This window comes from Enterobacter sp. Lyrl_3, from assembly GCF_051948675.1.
In the GTDB taxonomy this organism is placed as follows: Bacteria; Pseudomonadota; Gammaproteobacteria; order Enterobacterales; family Enterobacteriaceae; genus Enterobacter; species Enterobacter cloacae.
Genome location: NZ_JAYJLI010000013.1, coordinates 64,827 through 80,309, shown reverse-complemented (window position 1 = coordinate 80,309; position 15,483 = coordinate 64,827). Strand labels below are relative to the sequence as shown.

The following is a 15,483-nucleotide window of genomic DNA, read 5'->3' as shown; positions in this document are numbered from 1 at the left end:
AACTCCGTCTTTATTATTTGGCCTGGCTATCCAGTAATCCGGCGGCTACGGCAGGGGCTAAGCCCGGAGCCAGCGGCAGGCGGGGGATCACCAGGCAGTGCAGCAGGTGGTAAATATCCTGCTTGCCGTCCCAGACTTTGGTGGTCACTTCGTTGTTGGTGTCCAGCTCCTGCCACCAGGATCCGTTCTCGTAATCCATCAGGTATTTGATGCAGTAATCCCACCATTTCTGATACCAGGCTTCGTACTGCGCCTCGCCGGTTACGGTGTAGAGCGCATACGCAGTGCCCATCGCCTCGACGATCGGCCAGCGCACGCGTTCGCGCACGATAGGCTTGCCGTCCCAGCCAACGGAGTAGACGAACCCATCGGCTCCGTCTGGCGCCCAGGCATCGCGGATGGTGGCGTGGAACAGTCCTTTTGCGTCTTCCAGCAGCCACGCCGGTGGGGTTTCGAAGCGGGCTTCCAGCGCGGCACGCAGGTGCAGCATCAGGCGGCCCCACTCAATCCAGTGCCCTGGTGTGCCGCCGTAGGCGCGAAAACGGTGGGCGGGATTATCGATGTTGTAGTCGCGGATCGGGTTCCAGTTGGTATCGAAATGCTCGTTAACGCGATACTCACCTTTGCGCGCCACGTCGTGAATAATCACTGAGGCGATGCGCAGCGCGCGGTCGAGCCATTTACGATCGTGGGTTACGTCATACACGATGAGGAAGGCTTCCACGGCGTGCATGTTGGCGTTACCGCCGCGGTAATCTTCCGTTTTGCTGAACGCTTCATCCCAGGACTCCAGGCACATCTGCTCCTGTTCGCTCCAGAAGTAGCGCTCAATCACCTCAATGGCGTCGTCCAGCAGCCTGCGCGCCTGCGGGTGTCCGGTGGTGACGGCGCTCGCCGCGCCCAGCAGCACGAAGAAGTGCTGATAACCCTGCTTGGAGGCATCCACCACGCCTTCATCGTTAACACAGGCGTACCAGCCGCCGTACTGTTTGTCGCGCAGCGGGCCGTTCAGGGCATTAATGCCGTGCTCAACCAGGGCATACGCACCGGGACGACCCATGTTCGCCGCCACCGCGTAAACGTGCAGCATACGGGCGGTGATCCACAGATGCGTGCCCATATCGCTGCGAACCTGCCCGTTATTGCCCAGCCAGCCGAAGCCGGTCGGTACGGCTGCGTTTTTACCGAAATCAAGAATGCGGTCGGTCTCTTGTTCGAGCCAGCGGTTATGGCTCAGGGTGTTAAACCATTTCATGTTCGGGTCCTTTCTTAACGGCGAGCCATCATTTCGTCGACGATCTCACCCAGGCGCTGCAGTTTAGGTACGGAAATATCGCGAAGCATCAGCCCGGTGTCCGGCAGGCCAATCACCGATGACCAGACGGCGCGACCGGCTAAAAAGCCTGATGCCCCCGCCTGCATGGCAACGCTCACGGCGCGCGGGAATAATTTTTCGTCCACGCCGGAGGAGAGGATCACCCACGGCATGGCGATGTGCTCGTTCAGCTTCTGCGAGGCCGCCAGCAGTTGCTGCTGAGTGCCTTTACCCAACAGCGGCATCTCCACTTTGTAGAGGTCCGCACCGCTGTCACCCAGCTCTTTGGTCGCATCGATAATCGCCTGTTCGCGGTTAAACCCGGCGCCGCGACGCGGTGGACGCACCACCGGCTCGATAATGCTCAGCAGGCCGTTGTCGTGGCACAGGGAGTTAAATGCTTTCACCATCTCAAGACGCTGCTGCGCGTCTTCATCGCTACGCCACAGCACCAGTAATTTCAGCGCCTTGCCGCCATCGCGTTTGACCGCCTGCGCGTCGACGTTCTTGTCGATCGTCACGCTGTCGACGGGAATACCGTTCCCTGGAATAAACTCGTCGGCCGCCACAATCAGCGCGCAGCTTTTAGCTATGGCCTGCTGCTCCACAATCTGGCGATAGCAGAACTGCTGGTCGACGAGAATGGCAGAGGCGTACGGCGACAGAATTTTCGCCGCACTGACCTTAAAATCCGTCAGATGCTGGTCAGTGACCGGCACCGGCGCACCTGCTGCGGCAAACATCAGGCGCATCGCTTCGCGCTGATCGACGGCCAGCATCGCAAAACCGCCGGAAGGTCGGGTGATATCTTTCAGGGTGTACATCGTCATTCCTCAGTCCTTTCGTATCAGTGTGATTTTTTCAGCCCGGCAGATGCGCGAACCTGTTCAAGAATGGCTGTCCAGTCTTCGCGCCCGCGCCCGGCGGCGCGTGCCTGGTTGTAAACTTCGCGGGAAGCCGCGCCCAGCGGCATCGGAACGTGGAGCTGGTTGGCCACGTCCAGGGCGATCCCCAGATCTTTATGTGCAAGGTCGATCATGAAGGCGGGTGAAAGATCACCTTTCAGCACCTTGTTCGGCCAGGAGGTGGTGAAATGGCCTTTACCTGCAGGCGTGCCGCTCATGACCTTGAGCGCCACTTCAAAGGAGAGGCCGAGCGCTTCACACAGCACGGCCGCCTCGGCGGACAAGGCGTTTAGCGCAATGCTCATGTAGTTATTGATAAGCTTCACGCGGATGCCCATGCCCGGCCCGCCGGCGTTAATCAGCTCATTGCCCATCGCCATTAACACGGGGGTGGCGCGCTCAACCTGCTCGGCCGTGCCGCCAGCCAGCAGGAGCAGCGTGCCGGCGATGGCATGGTCTGAGGTGCGCCCGACAGGTACGTCCATCAGGCTGAAGCCACGCCCGGCCATGTCGCGGATCAACGCGTCGGTTTGCAGGGGATGAATGGTCGACATATCGATCACCAGCGCGTCGCGAGATAAGCCTTCGCAAACGCCATGTTCGCCAAACAACACGCTGCGCACCAGGTCGCCGTTGGGCAGCATGGTAATGACGAACTCGGCATCCGTTGCGGCCTGCGCGGGCGTTGCCGCCGCCTTCGCGCCGCTCTCCACCAGGATCTGAACCGCCTGCGGGTTCACATCAAAGACCTGAAGCTGGTGACCTTGCTTCAACAGATTCTTCGCCATTGGCGCGCCCATCTGCCCTAAACCGATAAATGCGATTGCTGACATGCCTCTCTCCTGTCATATCGTGTCAATTTTTGCGCGTTTATGTTGTCTGTTTTTGATCGTATTTGTAATTTATAGTCAAAAAATTGACAGGGGTCACTTTTTAAACATTTGATGAAATTAAAATGAAGGCATCAGAAATTGCAGAAGGAAGCACCATGACTCGCATCGTTTGTGTCGGCATTACCGTGCTGGATCGCATCTGGTATCTCGATGATTTACCAAAAGAAGGTGGGAAATATGTCGCAAAAGACTATACGGAAGTGGGCGGCGGCCCGGCGGCAACTGCGGCGGTGGCGGCGGCAAAACTGGGGGCATCCGTGGATTTTATTGGCCGGGTGGGTGACGACGATACCGGCAGAAGGCTGCTTGCGGAGCTGGAATCCCTGGGGGTGAACACCCGCTACACGCGCATAGTGAAAGATGCCCGCTCGTCACAATCGGCGGTGCTGGTGGACGGCAACGGGGAACGCATCATCGCGAACTATCCCAGCCCCGATCTTCCCGCTGCGGCAGACTGGCTGCAGGGCATCGACTTCTCGCAATGGGACATTGTTTTAGCCGATGTGCGCTGGCATGAAGGGGCGAAGCAGGCGTTTACCCTTGCCCGCCAGCAAGGCGTCCCCACGTTGCTCGATGCGGACACAACCCCTCAGGACATCGCGGAACTTATCGCCCTCAGCGATCATGCTGCCTTTTCCGCGCCGGGGCTGCGTCGGGTAAGCCATCTTGAGGAAACGGAAGGTGCGCTTAAAAAAGCACAAACGCTCACAAATGGACATGTCTATGTCACGCAGGGCCGGGACGGCTGCTTTTGGCTGGAGAACGGTGTCCAGTGCCATCAGCCGGGTTTTGAGGTCGAGGTGGTTGATACCACCGGGGCGGGGGATGTTTTCCACGGTGCCCTGGCGGTCAGCCTGGCGCAACGGTTATCTCCAGCGCAAGCCGTGCGTTTCGCCAGCGCCGTCGCCGCGCTGAAATGTACTCAGCCCGGCGGTCGCGCAGGTATACCCGACTGTGATCAAACCCGCTCTTTTTTGTCACTTTTTGTATAAAATGCGGGGCGTGATGGTTTTCAGAGGACAGCCTATGAGCCTTACCGAACTGACCGGCAACCCGCGTCACGATCAGCTGCTGACGCTGATAGCCGATCGCGGATATATGAACATTGATGAACTGGCGCAGCTGCTGGACGTCTCGACGCAAACCGTGCGCCGGGATATCCGCAAGTTGAGCGAACAGGGACTGATTACGCGACATCATGGCGGTGCGGGCAGGGCATCCAGCGTGGTGAACACGGCCTTTGAGCAGCGCGAAGTGTCGCTGACTGAAGAGAAGCGGGCGATTGCCGAAGCGATTGCAGACTATATTCCTGATGGTTCGACTATTTTCATCACCATTGGCACGACCGTGGAGCACGTGGCCCGTGCACTGCTCAACCATAACCATCTGCGTATCATCACTAACAGTCTGCGGGTGGCACACATCCTTTATAAAAATCCGCGTTTTGAGGTGATGGTGCCCGGCGGTACGCTGCGTCCACATAACGGCGGCATTATCGGTCCGGCGGCGACGGCGTTCGTGTCTGGCTTTCGGGCGGATTATCTGGTGACCAGCGTGGGGGCGATTGAACACGACGGCGCGATGATGGAGTTTGACGTTAATGAAGCCAGCGTGGTGAAAACGATGATGGCTCACGCCAGACATATTTTACTGGCGGCCGATCATACGAAATACACCGCCTCTGCCGCCGTGGAAATTGGCAACGTGGCGCAGGCAACGGCGCTCTTTACCGATGAACTGCCCGGCTCTGCGCTACATAATCATCTCAAATTCAGCAAGGTAGAAGTTGTCGAAGTCAGCACAGGCGACGAGCAGCAGGCTGGATAACCTTTCTGACGGCCCGAAAATCCCTTCGGGCCGTTCCTTTCTTTAAGCTGAATCTGGCGCATAGCCAAACCTTATCTTTCCCGCTACAGTTACTTTTCCACGGCGAGCAGGAGATAAACATGCTTTATATCTTTGACTTAGGAAATGTAATCGTCGATATCGATTTCAATCGGGTGCTGGGCGCATGGAGCGATTTTAGCCGTGTCCCGCTGGCGACGTTAAAACAGAGTTTCGCCATGGGCGAGACATTCCATCAGCATGAACGGGGTGAGATCAGCGACGAAGTGTTTGCTGAACGTCTGTGCCATGAAATGGATCTGCCGTTAAGCTACGAACAGTTCTCCCACGGCTGGCAGGCTGTATTTGTCGCAATCCGCCCTGAGGTTATCGACATCATGCATAAACTTCGCGAGCAGGGTCACCGGGTTGTCGTGCTGTCGAACACCAACCGCCTGCACACCACGTTCTGGCCAGAGGAATACCCAGAAGTTAAGGCTGCAGCAGATAAAATCTACCTCTCGCAGGAGATGGGGATGCGTAAACCCGAAGCGCGAATTTATCAGGCGGTACTGCAAGCGGAAGGATTCTCCGCGTCCGATGCGGTCTTTTTCGATGACAATGCCGATAATATAGAGGGAGCTAACCAGTTGGGTATTACGTCAATTCTGGTGACCGGAAAAGAGACGATACCGAACTACTTTGCGAAGCAGTTATGCTAAAAACCGTTCATCAAAAAGCCACGCACCATACTCGCCCGCTCAGGGCCTGGCTAAAACTCCTCTGGCACCGTATTGATGAGGACAACATGACCACGCTGGCCGGTAACCTCGCCTACGTGTCGTTGCTCTCCCTGGTACCGCTGGTGGCGGTTATTTTTGCCCTTTTTTCCGCTTTTCCCATGTTTGCAGAGGTCAGCCTGCAGCTGCGTCACTTCGTCTTTGCGAATTTTATTCCTGCCACTGGCGATGTGATCCAGAACTACATTGAACAGTTTGTCGCAAACTCCAGCAAGATGACGGCAGTGGGGGCGTGCGGGCTTATCGTCACCGCGCTGCTGCTGATGTACTCCATCGACAGTGCGCTTAATACAATCTGGCGGAGTAAAAAAGTCCGCCCGAAGGTCTACTCCTTTGCTGTTTACTGGATGATTTTAACTCTCGGCCCGCTGCTGGCGGGGGCGAGCCTGGCGATTAGCTCCTATCTGCTCTCCCTGCGCTGGGCCAGCGATCTCAACGGTGCCATTGATAACGTGTTGCGTATCTTCCCGCTGATTTTATCGTGGCTCTCTTTCTGGCTGCTCTACAGTGTGGTGCCGACCACGCGCGTGCCGAACCGTGATGCGGTTGTTGGCGCACTGGTGGCAGCGGTACTCTTCGAACTGGGCAAAAAGGGGTTTGCCCTTTACATCACCATGTTCCCCTCCTATCAGCTCATTTACGGCGTACTGGCGGTGATCCCCATTTTGTTTGTCTGGGTTTACTGGACCTGGTGTATCGTCTTGCTTGGTGCGGAAATAACTGTCACTCTCGGCGTATACCGCGAACTTAAAAAAGCAGCAGAAGCTGAAAAACAACAAGAAGCAGACCAACCATGATTGCATTGATACAGCGCGTAACCCGTGCCAGCGTCACCGTGGAGGGAGAGGTGACGGGTGAAATTGGCCCAGGACTTTTAGTGTTGTTAGGTGTCGAAAAGGATGACGACGAACAAAAAGCCAACCGCTTATGTGAACGCGTGCTGGGCTACCGTATCTTCAGTGATGCGGAAGGCAAGATGAACCTTAACGTCCAGCAATCGGGCGGAAGCGTGCTGGTGGTTTCCCAGTTTACGCTGGCCGCCGATACCGAACGCGGCATGCGCCCGAGTTTCTCAAAAGGTGCGGCCCCGGATCGGGCAGAAGCGCTTTACGAGTACTTTGTTGAGCGTTGTCGCCAACAGGAAATGAATACGCAAACCGGACGATTTGCTGCAGATATGCAGGTATCGCTGGTGAACGATGGCCCCGTCACATTCTGGCTCCAGGTATGAGCCAACTGGCGGCGTGGCCGCGGGTAACAAGAGAGAGTACAGCTATGTATCACCTTCGAGTACCGCAAACGGAAGAAGAGTTAGAAGCCTATTACCAGTTCCGCTGGGAAATGCTGCGCAAGCCATTACATCAGCCTAAAGGGTCTGAACGCGACGCCTGGGACGCCATGGCACATCATCAGATGGTGATGGACGAAGAGGGTAACCTCGTTGCCGTCGGGCGTCTGTATATTAATGCCGATAACGAAGCCTCTATTCGTTTTATGGCGGTCCATCCCTCCGTGCAGGACAAAGGGTTAGGTACGTTGATGGCCATGACCCTGGAGTCCGTGGCCCGTCAGGAAGGCGTTAAGCGCGTGACCTGTAGCGCCCGCGAAGATGCCGTTGAGTTCTTCGCCAAACTCGGTTTTGTTAATCAGGGGGAAATTACGACCCCGCAAACCACGCCGATTCGCCACTTTTTGATGATTAAACCCATCGCCACGCTGGATGATATTCTCCACCGCGCGGACTGGTGCGGACAGCTTCAGCAGGCCTGGTATCAGCACATCCCTCTCAGTGAAAAGATGGGGGTGCGTATTCAGCAGTACACCGGGCAAAAATTCATTACCACCATGCCGGAAACCGGCAACCAGAACCCACACCACACGCTATTTGCCGGCAGCCTGTTTTCGCTCGCCACGCTCACCGGCTGGGGGCTTATCTGGCTGATGCTGCGTGAACGCCACCTTGGCGGCACGATCATTCTGGCTGATGCCCATATTCGCTACAGCGCCCCCATAAGCGGCAAACCGAGCGCCGTGGCCGATCTCGGCTCTTTGGGGGGCGATCTCGACCGCCTGGCGCGCGGCCGCAAAGCCCGTGTACAGATGCAGGTTGAACTCTTTGGCGATGAAACCCCAGGCGCGGTGTTTGAAGGTACCTATATCGTTCTGCCTGCGAAGCCGTTTGGCGCGTATGAAGAGGGCGGGAACGAGGAGGAGTAAGGTTCCCCGATGTTATCGCCGGGCGGAGTTGATCCGCCAGGCGATGTCCCGAAGAACGTCTCGCGCTGATGGACTGACGCCGCCAAGCTGGAAGAAGCCGTGGATGACACCCAGCCAATGTTGCGCTGTGCAAATAACCCCTTGTTCTGTCATATGTTGATAAAGCGCCTGACCCTCGTCGCATAGCGGATCGTACTCGGCGGTAATAATATGTACCGGCGGCAGGCCGTTGAAATCATCCCGCCAGAGTGGGCTGGCTTCAGGGTCCCGGCGGTCTGTCTCTGCCAGGTACATGTCATAACCACTCAGCAGCGTATCGCGCGTGATAACGTAGTCCTGCCCATTATGGGTGTAGCTTGCAAAGCTGGCTGTGGCGTCGAGCATAGGGTAGATAAGGATAAGCTGGGCCGGATTCCACTGTGTTTTAGCCTTGAGCCGTAGCGCGGTGACCAGCGCCAGATGGCCGCCTGCACTGTCACCACAAAGCGTGATGCGGTTTTTATCCACGCCGACTTTTTCTGCATGTTGCCAGACAAGCTCCGCCGCTCTCTCTGCATCATCATGTGCAGCGGGGAAGGTATGCTCCGGTGCCAGCCTGTACTGAACCGCAATCACCCGACACTGACCGTAAAACGCCAGCTGGCGGAGCTGATTGTCATGGGTTGCAAACCCACCGCTGACAAAACAACCGCCATGGTAGTAGAGGGCACAAGGTAACGTTTCAGCGACATTGAGAGGCGAGAATACCCGAAAGGTAAGGCCATCAATGACAAGCGTTTCAACCTGCACGCGGGTTTCGGTCTCGCCGGCAAGTACAGTGCTGGCTACATATCCGGCTCTCCGGTCATCAATACTCTGCTTACGCGCGCCAGGTCGGCCTGCAGCGATAAAATCCTGCACAAGCTTATCAATACCCTTTTCCAGTGCCATGGTGATGTCCTTTTGCTGTATGTATATACAGATTTATAGCCTGATTTAGTGCAGATGAAAACAGCGAAATCTGAGGATGCGAACGATATGGAAAGCGGCTCGCAAAATTGATTACTCTCGAAAAAATGCCCTTTAACCCTAAATTGATAAGGTGTATTTTGCCTGAAAATTAACCGCAGATGATATACTAAGGTGATATATGAGTGTTTTGGCGGAACTGGATATGGGCAGAATACTGATCGATTTATCTGATGACGTTATTCAACGGCTAGATAACCTCAAGCAACTGCGAAATCAGCCGCGCGCTGAGCTGCTACGGGAGGCGATAGAGCTGTATCTCGACCAGCAGAGTTCGTCTGTTATCCGCGCTGCGCTTGGCTTGTGGGGAGACAAGAAAGAAGACGGACTGGAGTATGAACGTAAGCTGCGTGAGGAATGGTGATCGTGAATAATATGGCCGTGTTTGATACCAATATTCTCATTGATCTCTTCAACAACCGTGTCGAAGCTGCGGATGCGATTGATCATGCCGCGTCACATCGAGCCATTAGCTTAATTACCTGGATGGAGGTGATGGTGGGCGCACGCAGGCATGGTCATGAAGCGAAAACGGCAGCCGTGATGGGCGCTTTCGAAATTATTGATGTGTCTCGGGATATCGCGGAAAGAAGCGTTTTACTGCGTGAAAAGCATGGAATGAAACTGCCTGATGCCATCATTCTGGCCACAGCCCAGAGCAGAAAATGTCCGTTGATTTCTCGAAATACAAAAGATTTTTCGGGTATTGATGAGGTCGTTACGCCTTATCAACTGTAGGCCGGGCAAGCTTGCGCCGCCCGGCACTATTACAGGAGATTACTCCCCTTCACCCGGGAACAGGAACGGGTTGATAGAGCTACGGGCAAAGCCCTCTTGCTCCATTTTGGCGTCCAGAATCAGCGAGGCGAGATCGTCGGCCACCGCTTCAACTTTCGGGTCTTTTTCCTGATAAAGAATCTTCAGATACGTTCCGCAATCGCCGCAACTTTCGGCTTTTACCGCCGCCTCTTCATTTTCCAGTGACCAGTAGTTCAGATCGCGGGTCTGCTCGCAGTTGCTGCACTTCACGCGCACCACATGCCACTCGGTTTCACACAGGTTGCAATGCAGGTAGCGCAGCCCCTGGGTGGTGCCGATCTGTACCATGCTGGAGACTGGCATTGAGCCACACACCGGACAGAACTGGCGCGCTTCGCCGTATTCGGCGCGCGCTTTACCGGGGATCAGACTGGCCATTTGTGCCCAGTAGAGCGACAGCGCAGCCCAGATAAACGGCGCTTTATCGCTGCTGACCAGCGAGAAGTCAGAGGCAAACAGCGCGCTCGCCATCTCTTCCAGCTCCTGATCGGAGGCTTTTTCCAGGTTCTCAATGACCGCCAGTGCGGTGCCGCTCATCTCGGGCTTCAGCTCGGCAATCAGAGAATGCAGCAGCTTATGCCAGTGCTTGTCACGCGGCAGGACGTGAATATCCAGCGGCGGCTTGCCCTGCTCACTGGCTTCTTTGATGCGCGCAGTCAAATCCATTTGCAGCGGGTGGTCGTACAGCACCACTTCCTGCGCATGGGCAACCAGCGCGGCAAAACGCAGAAAATCGCCCAGCGGGTTGTTCTCTGCCAGCTCGCGCAGGCGCTCTGCACGGCGGTTGTAGAGGTTCTTGAGTCTGGGGAATAACAACGGCGGAATATATTCCGCCGTGCGTTTCTCGCTCGACCCCAGCTCATCTTGCGGGATTATGCGAATACTCATTCAGATGACTTTTCCTGTTTCTGGCGGACTTCACGGTACCAACGCGGGTGATGTTTCTTCGCCCACGTTTTGGTTACCCATCCTTCCACCATCGCGGTAATGGTGCCTTTCACCCAGAGGGCGGCGTAAATATGCACCATGATAACCACAATTAACGCCACTGCGGCAAATGAATGCAGCATCAGCGCGAATCGGATCACCGGGATTGAGAAAGCAGGCGCAAAGTACGGACGCCAGATGATCACGCCGCTCACCAGCAACAGGACCAGGAAGATAATCGCCGCCCAGAATACGCACTTCTGGCCGAAGTTATAACGCCCGGTGTCACCCACTTCCTCGTTGACGACGATCTTACGAATATTCTTCGCCCAAAAGATATCATCCCGATTGATTAGGTTATGGTGCCAGTAACGGAAAAACATGATGATAAACGAGGCAAACATCACCACACCCACGAACGGGTGAAGGATGCGCGCCAGCTGTGGCGTACCCAGTATCTGCATCAGCCAGTTGAAGGACGGGAAGAAGAACCCCAGCCCGCTTATCGCCGCCAGCATAAAGCAGAAGGCGGTGACCCAGTGGTTGATGCGTTCCGGCGCGGTGTAGCGCACGATGGTGTCACGTTTTTTCATTTGCGCACCTCGTCTTTCTCTTCATGCAGGTTGTCGTCTTCCTCTTCCGCGCGGTTCGGACCGACGCCGACGTAGTGGAAGATGCTCGCTGCGAAGGTGGCAGCAAAGCCTACCGCTGCCAGCGGTTTCCAGATGCCTTTCCAGAACTTCACGGTGGCGCTGATTTCCGGGTTCTCCGGCAGGCCGTGATACAGATTCGGCTTGTCGGCATGGTGCAACACGTACATCACGTGCGTACCGCCCACACCGGCCGGATCGTACAGGCCAGCGTTATCGTAACCACGGGTTTTCAGTTCACCCACGCGTTCGGCCGCCAGCGTTTTCATATCCTCTTTGGAGCCAAAGTGGATGGCGCCGGTTGGACAGGTTTTCACGCAGGCTGGCTCCTGGCCAACGTTCACGCGGTCAACGCACAGCGTACATTTGTAGACGCGGTTGTCTTCCGGGTTCAGTCGCGGCACGTCAAACGGGCAGCCCGCGATGCAGTAGCCGCAGCCGATGCACTGCTCGGACTGGAAGTCGACAATGCCGTTGGCATACTGAATGATAGCCCCTTCTGACGGACACGCCTTCAGGCAGCCCGGATCCGCACAGTGCATACAGCCGTCTTTGCGGATAAGCCATTCCAGTTTGTCGTTCTGCTCCACTTCAGAGAAACGCATTACCGTCCAGGATTTGGCGGTCAGGTCGGCCGGGTTGTCGTACACCCCGACGTTGTGACCCACTTCGTCACGGAGGTCGTTCCACTCTGAACAGGCCACCTGACAGGCTTTACAGCCGATACAGGTGGTAACGTCGATAAGCTTCGCCACTTCCTGCTGGTGGTCCCGCGCCTGAGGCGCGGGCGTGAAACCGTTAGTCGCGGAACGACGAATAATGTCCTGAGATTGATAAGCCATAAGTCGTCTCCGTTACACCTTTTCCACGTTCACGAGGAAGGCCTTAAACTCCGGCGTCTGCGTGTTCGCATCACCGACGAATGGCGTCAGGGTGTTCGCAATGAACCCTTTCTTCGCCACGCCCTCATAACCCCAGTGAATCGGAATACCGATGGTATCCACCTGCTGACCGTGTACGTTCAGCGTGCGAATACGCTTGGTCACTACCGCCTTGGCCTTGATATAGCCACGGTTGGAGGAGACCTTCACGGTATCGCCATGGGCAATGCCGAGCTTGTTCGCCAGCTTCTCGCCGATCTCCACAAACTGTTCCGGCTGCGCGATGGCGTTAAGCAGCGCGTGCTTGGTCCAGTAGTGGAAGTGCTCGGTCAGACGGTAAGTGGTGCCCACATACGGGAACTTGTCTTTTTTACCCAGCGCTTCAAAGTCGCCCTTAAAGATACGGGCAGCCGGGTTAGAGACCACGTTCGGGTGCAGCGGGTTAGTACCCAGCGGCGTTTCAAACGGCTCGTAGTGTTCCGGGAACGGCCCTTCCGCCATTTTATCGATGGCAAACAGGCGTCCCATCCCTTCAGGCTGCATGATAAACGGCCCGACATCGCTGCCTGGTGCGGCAGTGCTGTAGTCCGGAATATCCACGCCGCCCCATTTCGCGCCGTCCCATTTCAGCAGCTGACGCTTCGGATCCCACGGGTTACCCTGCGGGTCAGCGGAGGCACGGTTATAGAGAATGCGGCGGTTCAGCGGCCATGCCCAAGCCCAGCCCAGCGTATTGCCAAGGCCCGATGGGTCAGCGTTATCGCGGTTGGCCATCTGGTTGCCTTTCGGCGTCCAGCTACCGGTAAAGATCCAGCAACCGCTTGAGGTGGTGCCGTCATCACGCAGGTGCGCGAAGGTGCTGAGCTGATCGCCTTTCTTCGCCAGCACGGTACCGGTGGCCGGGTCGATAACGTCCGCCAGCGCCTTACCGTTGCTCTCCATCGCCACTTCTTCCGGGGATGGATTCTCCGGCGTCGAGTAGTTCCAGGTCATGTTCAGAACCGGTTCCGGGTTCGCGCCGCCTTCTGCCGCGTACATCTTACGCAGGCGTAAGAAGATACCGGCCAGGATCTCGCCGTCGTTCATGGCGATGTCCGGGGCGTCCGCACCTTTCCAGTGCCACTGCAGCCAGCGGCCAGAGTTGACGATAGAACCGTTCTCTTCCGCGAAGCAGGTTGATGGCAGACGGAACACTTCGGTCTGAATTTTTGACGGATCGACGTCGTTCGATTCACCGTGGTTCTGCCAGAAGGTCGAGGTCTCGGTGTTGAGCGGGTCGATGGTAATCAGGAACTTCAGTTTCGACAGCGACTCGACAACCTTGTTCTTGTTCGGGAACGAGGCGACCGGGTTAAAGCCCTGGCAAATGTAGCCGTTGACCTGACCCTGGTGCATCATCTCGAAGTACTGCAGCACGTCGTAACCTTTGTCCCACTTCGGCAGCCAGTCAAAGCCCCAGCTATTTTCCGCCGTCGCTTTGTCGCCGTAGAAGGCTTTCATCAGCGAGACGAAGAACTTCGGATAGTTGCCCCAGTAGTTCACCTGGCCTTCAAGCAGCGGTTTTGGCGTGCTGGCTGTCAGATAGGTTTGCAGGTCCGGTTGTTTCTCGCTTGGCAGGTTCATATAACCCGTCAGGCTTTGTGACAGCAGGCCGAGGTCGGTCAGACCCTGAATGTTGGAGTGACCGCGCAGGGCGTTCACGCCGCCGCCTGCCATCCCCATGTTGCCGAGCAGCAGCTGAACCATCGCCATGGTACGGATGTTCTGCGCACCAATGGAGTGTTGCGTCCAGCCGAGGGCATACAGGAACGACGCGGTTTTGTCTTTCGCGCTGGTTTCGGCGATAAGCTCGCAGACCTTCAGGAAGTCAGCCTTTGGCGTACCACAGATGTTCTCAACAACATCCGGCGTATAGCGGGAAACGTGCTCTTTCAGCAGGTTCCACACGCAGCGCGGGTGTTGCAGGGTGGTGTCGCGCTTCGCAAAGCCGTTCTCGTCCAGCTCGTAGTTCCAGCTGGTTTTGTCGTACTTGCGTTTTTCGGCGTCGTAACCGCTGAACAGGCCATCTTCGAAGTGGTAATCCTCACGCACAATCAGGCTGGCGTTGGTATAGGCTTCGGTGTATTCGCGGTTGTATTTTTCGTTAGTCATCAGGTACAGCAATACGCCTGACAGGAAAGTGATGTCAGTACCTGAACGAATAGGGGTGTAGAAATCCGCCACTGACGCTGTACGCGTAAAGCGGGGATCGATCACAATCAGTTTCGCACCGTTGTGGATTTTGGCTTCCATCGCCCAGCGGAACCCGACAGGGTGCGCTTCAGCGGCGTTACCGCCCATCACCACAATGAGGTTGGCGTTCTTGATGTCGACCCAGTGGTTGGTCATCGCACCGCGACCAAATGTTGGAGCAAGACTTGCTACCGTTGGTCCGTGTCAGACACGCGCCTGGTTGTCGACCGCGAGCATACCGAGTGCGCGCGTGAATTTCTGGGTTAAATAGCCGGTTTCGTTACTGGAAGCCGATGCACAGAGCATCCCGGTCGAGAGCCAGCGGTTGACCGTCACGCCGTCGGCGTTCTTCGCAATAAAGTTAGCATCGCGGTCTTCTTTAATCAGTTTAGCGATGCGGTCAAATGCTTCTTCCCAGCTGATTTGCTGCCATTTATCAGAGCCAGGCGCGCGATATTCCGGGAATTTCAGACGGCTTTCGGAGTGGATAAAGTCCACCAGACCGGCCCCTTTCGGGCACAGCGCGCCGCGGTTGACCGGATGGTCCGGGTCGCCTTCGATGTGGAAGATAGACGCTTTGGCGTTTTTAGCACCGTCGCCGAGGCTATACATTAACAGCCCGCAACCGACAGAGCAGTACGTACAGGTATTACGGGTTTCACGGGTGCGCAGCAGTTTATACTGCCGCGTTTCCGCCAGCGCTACGCCAGGCGCAAAGCCCAGTGCCGCTGCCGTGGTGCCTGCCATACCGCCAGCGCAGATCTTAAAGAACTGCCTTCTGCTGACCTGCATGGGTCACTCCTTGTTTCGACATTGCTTACATATGTAGTTTTGACTTCGCGGTTGAATAATGACCGCAAAGGAGAAAAATTTGCGTTAATCCCTCATTTCTCCGGGGGATATCACCAGAATACCACAATGTCGGTACGCCTGTTCCAATGGCGTTAATACAAAGTGAACGTATTATCACCGTGTTGATTATAAAGTGTGATATCAATCACATTATTAACCC

Annotated in this window: 16 protein-coding genes; 8 read left to right on the top strand and 8 right to left on the bottom strand. The window is 56.1% G+C overall.

The annotated features are described in order from the left end of the window. Positions 1 to 13: 13 nt before the first annotated feature. The 3 genes from yihS to yihU are packed head-to-tail and all read right to left on the bottom strand — an operon-like array spanning position 14 to position 3,053. A complete protein-coding gene (gene yihS, locus VF709_RS19415) occupies positions 14 to 1,255 on the bottom strand; it encodes a sulfoquinovose isomerase (RefSeq protein WP_013099370.1) in 1,242 nt (413 codons plus the stop codon). 14 nt (positions 1,256 to 1,269) lie between these two features. Further along, a complete protein-coding gene (yihT, locus tag VF709_RS19410; protein WP_149896927.1) occupies positions 1,270 to 2,145 on the bottom strand; it encodes a sulfofructosephosphate aldolase in 876 nt (291 codons plus the stop codon). A 17-nt stretch (positions 2,146 to 2,162) separates the two neighbouring features. Beyond that, complete coding sequence (gene yihU / locus VF709_RS19405; RefSeq protein ID WP_013099368.1) at positions 2,163 to 3,053, bottom strand: sulfolactaldehyde 3-reductase; 891 nt, start codon at positions 3,051 to 3,053, stop codon at positions 2,163 to 2,165. 155 nt (positions 3,054 to 3,208) lie between these two features. Here yihU and VF709_RS19400 point away from each other — a divergent pair, with 155 nt between their 5' ends. The 6 genes from VF709_RS19400 to fabY all read left to right on the top strand — a co-directional run bounded on the left by VF709_RS19400 (position 3,209) and on the right by fabY (position 7,954). Next, positions 3,209 to 4,105 carry a sugar kinase gene (locus tag VF709_RS19400; protein ID WP_044159133.1) on the top strand — a complete coding sequence of 299 codons (897 nt, stop codon included), beginning with the start codon at positions 3,209 to 3,211 and terminating at the stop codon, positions 4,103 to 4,105. Between the two features lie 34 nt (positions 4,106 to 4,139). Further along, on the top strand, positions 4,140 to 4,940 hold the full coding sequence (locus VF709_RS19395; RefSeq protein WP_020686879.1) for a DeoR/GlpR family DNA-binding transcription regulator: 801 nt from the start codon (positions 4,140 to 4,142) through the stop codon (positions 4,938 to 4,940). 119 nt (positions 4,941 to 5,059) lie between these two features. Further along, positions 5,060 to 5,659, top strand: coding sequence for a glucose-1-phosphatase (yihX, locus tag VF709_RS19390; protein ID WP_013099365.1), 600 nt, complete (start codon positions 5,060 to 5,062; stop codon positions 5,657 to 5,659). Continuing rightward, positions 5,653 to 6,534, top strand: coding sequence for a virulence factor BrkB family protein (locus VF709_RS19385; protein ID WP_013099364.1), 882 nt, complete (start codon positions 5,653 to 5,655; stop codon positions 6,532 to 6,534). The genes yihX and VF709_RS19385 overlap by 7 nt, the downstream gene beginning before the upstream one ends. After that, complete coding sequence (dtd, locus tag VF709_RS19380; protein ID WP_013099363.1) at positions 6,531 to 6,968, top strand: D-aminoacyl-tRNA deacylase; 438 nt, start codon at positions 6,531 to 6,533, stop codon at positions 6,966 to 6,968. The genes VF709_RS19385 and dtd overlap by 4 nt, the downstream gene beginning before the upstream one ends. A gap of 44 nt (positions 6,969 to 7,012) precedes the next feature. Continuing rightward, positions 7,013 to 7,954 carry a fatty acid biosynthesis protein FabY gene (gene fabY, locus VF709_RS19375; RefSeq protein WP_013099362.1) on the top strand — a complete coding sequence of 314 codons (942 nt, stop codon included), beginning with the start codon at positions 7,013 to 7,015 and terminating at the stop codon, positions 7,952 to 7,954. Between the two features lie 12 nt (positions 7,955 to 7,966). Here the strand turns inward: fabY and VF709_RS19370 are convergent, their stop codons facing one another. Beyond that, the gene (locus VF709_RS19370) at positions 7,967 to 8,884 is read right to left on the bottom strand and encodes an alpha/beta hydrolase (protein ID WP_114519389.1); all 918 of its coding nucleotides are present in this window, start codon (positions 8,882 to 8,884) and stop codon (positions 7,967 to 7,969) included. Positions 8,885 to 9,083: 199 nt separating this feature from the next. On the opposite strand from VF709_RS19370, the gene VF709_RS19365 reads away from it, so the two are divergent. Both VF709_RS19365 and VF709_RS19360 read left to right on the top strand, forming a co-directional pair. Next, positions 9,084 to 9,326, top strand: a complete 243-nt coding sequence (locus VF709_RS19365) for a ribbon-helix-helix domain-containing protein (protein ID WP_020686881.1) — start codon at positions 9,084 to 9,086, stop codon at positions 9,324 to 9,326. A 2-nt stretch (positions 9,327 to 9,328) separates the two neighbouring features. Next, positions 9,329 to 9,700 carry a type II toxin-antitoxin system VapC family toxin gene (locus tag VF709_RS19360; RefSeq protein ID WP_080292722.1) on the top strand — a complete coding sequence of 124 codons (372 nt, stop codon included), beginning with the start codon at positions 9,329 to 9,331 and terminating at the stop codon, positions 9,698 to 9,700. A 39-nt stretch (positions 9,701 to 9,739) separates the two neighbouring features. Here the strand turns inward: VF709_RS19360 and fdhE are convergent, their stop codons facing one another. Genes fdhE through fdnG form a run of 4 tightly spaced genes read right to left on the bottom strand, consistent with a single transcriptional unit; the run spans position 9,740 to position 15,263 of the window. Next, positions 9,740 to 10,669 carry a formate dehydrogenase accessory protein FdhE gene (fdhE, locus tag VF709_RS19355; protein ID WP_047354398.1) on the bottom strand — a complete coding sequence of 310 codons (930 nt, stop codon included), beginning with the start codon at positions 10,667 to 10,669 and terminating at the stop codon, positions 9,740 to 9,742. Then, a complete protein-coding gene (fdoI, locus tag VF709_RS19350) occupies positions 10,666 to 11,301 on the bottom strand; it encodes a formate dehydrogenase cytochrome b556 subunit (RefSeq protein WP_013099357.1) in 636 nt (211 codons plus the stop codon). The genes fdhE and fdoI overlap by 4 nt, the downstream gene beginning before the upstream one ends. Further along, on the bottom strand, positions 11,298 to 12,200 hold the full coding sequence (gene fdxH, locus VF709_RS19345; protein ID WP_014833793.1) for a formate dehydrogenase subunit beta: 903 nt from the start codon (positions 12,198 to 12,200) through the stop codon (positions 11,298 to 11,300). Before fdxH ends, fdoI begins: the two co-directional genes overlap by 4 nt. Positions 12,201 to 12,212: 12 nt before the next feature. Continuing rightward, positions 12,213 to 15,263 carry a formate dehydrogenase-N subunit alpha gene (fdnG, locus tag VF709_RS19340; protein WP_440232183.1) on the bottom strand — a complete coding sequence of 1,017 codons (3,051 nt, stop codon included), beginning with the start codon at positions 15,261 to 15,263 and terminating at the stop codon, positions 12,213 to 12,215. Positions 15,264 to 15,483: the final 220 nt, after the last annotated feature.

Coding starts and splice junctions, on each gene's coding strand:
- yihS (WP_013099370.1), bottom strand. CDS start 1,255: ATGAAATGGTTTAACACCCTGAGCCATAACCGCTGGCTCGAACAAGAG.
- yihT (WP_149896927.1), bottom strand. CDS start 2,145: ATGACGATGTACACCCTGAAAGATATCACCCGACCTTCCGGCGGTTTT.
- yihU (WP_013099368.1), bottom strand. CDS start 3,053: ATGTCAGCAATCGCATTTATCGGTTTAGGGCAGATGGGCGCGCCAATG.
- VF709_RS19400 (WP_044159133.1), top strand. CDS start 3,209: ATGACTCGCATCGTTTGTGTCGGCATTACCGTGCTGGATCGCATCTGG.
- VF709_RS19395 (WP_020686879.1), top strand. CDS start 4,140: ATGAGCCTTACCGAACTGACCGGCAACCCGCGTCACGATCAGCTGCTG.
- yihX (WP_013099365.1), top strand. CDS start 5,060: ATGCTTTATATCTTTGACTTAGGAAATGTAATCGTCGATATCGATTTC.
- VF709_RS19385 (WP_013099364.1), top strand. CDS start 5,653: ATGCTAAAAACCGTTCATCAAAAAGCCACGCACCATACTCGCCCGCTC.
- dtd (WP_013099363.1), top strand. CDS start 6,531: ATGATTGCATTGATACAGCGCGTAACCCGTGCCAGCGTCACCGTGGAG.
- fabY (WP_013099362.1), top strand. CDS start 7,013: ATGTATCACCTTCGAGTACCGCAAACGGAAGAAGAGTTAGAAGCCTAT.
- VF709_RS19370 (WP_114519389.1), bottom strand. CDS start 8,884: ATGGCACTGGAAAAGGGTATTGATAAGCTTGTGCAGGATTTTATCGCT.
- VF709_RS19365 (WP_020686881.1), top strand. CDS start 9,084: ATGAGTGTTTTGGCGGAACTGGATATGGGCAGAATACTGATCGATTTA.
- fdhE (WP_047354398.1), bottom strand. CDS start 10,669: ATGAGTATTCGCATAATCCCGCAAGATGAGCTGGGGTCGAGCGAGAAA.
- fdoI (WP_013099357.1), bottom strand. CDS start 11,301: ATGAAAAAACGTGACACCATCGTGCGCTACACCGCGCCGGAACGCATC.
- fdxH (WP_014833793.1), bottom strand. CDS start 12,200: ATGGCTTATCAATCTCAGGACATTATTCGTCGTTCCGCGACTAACGGT.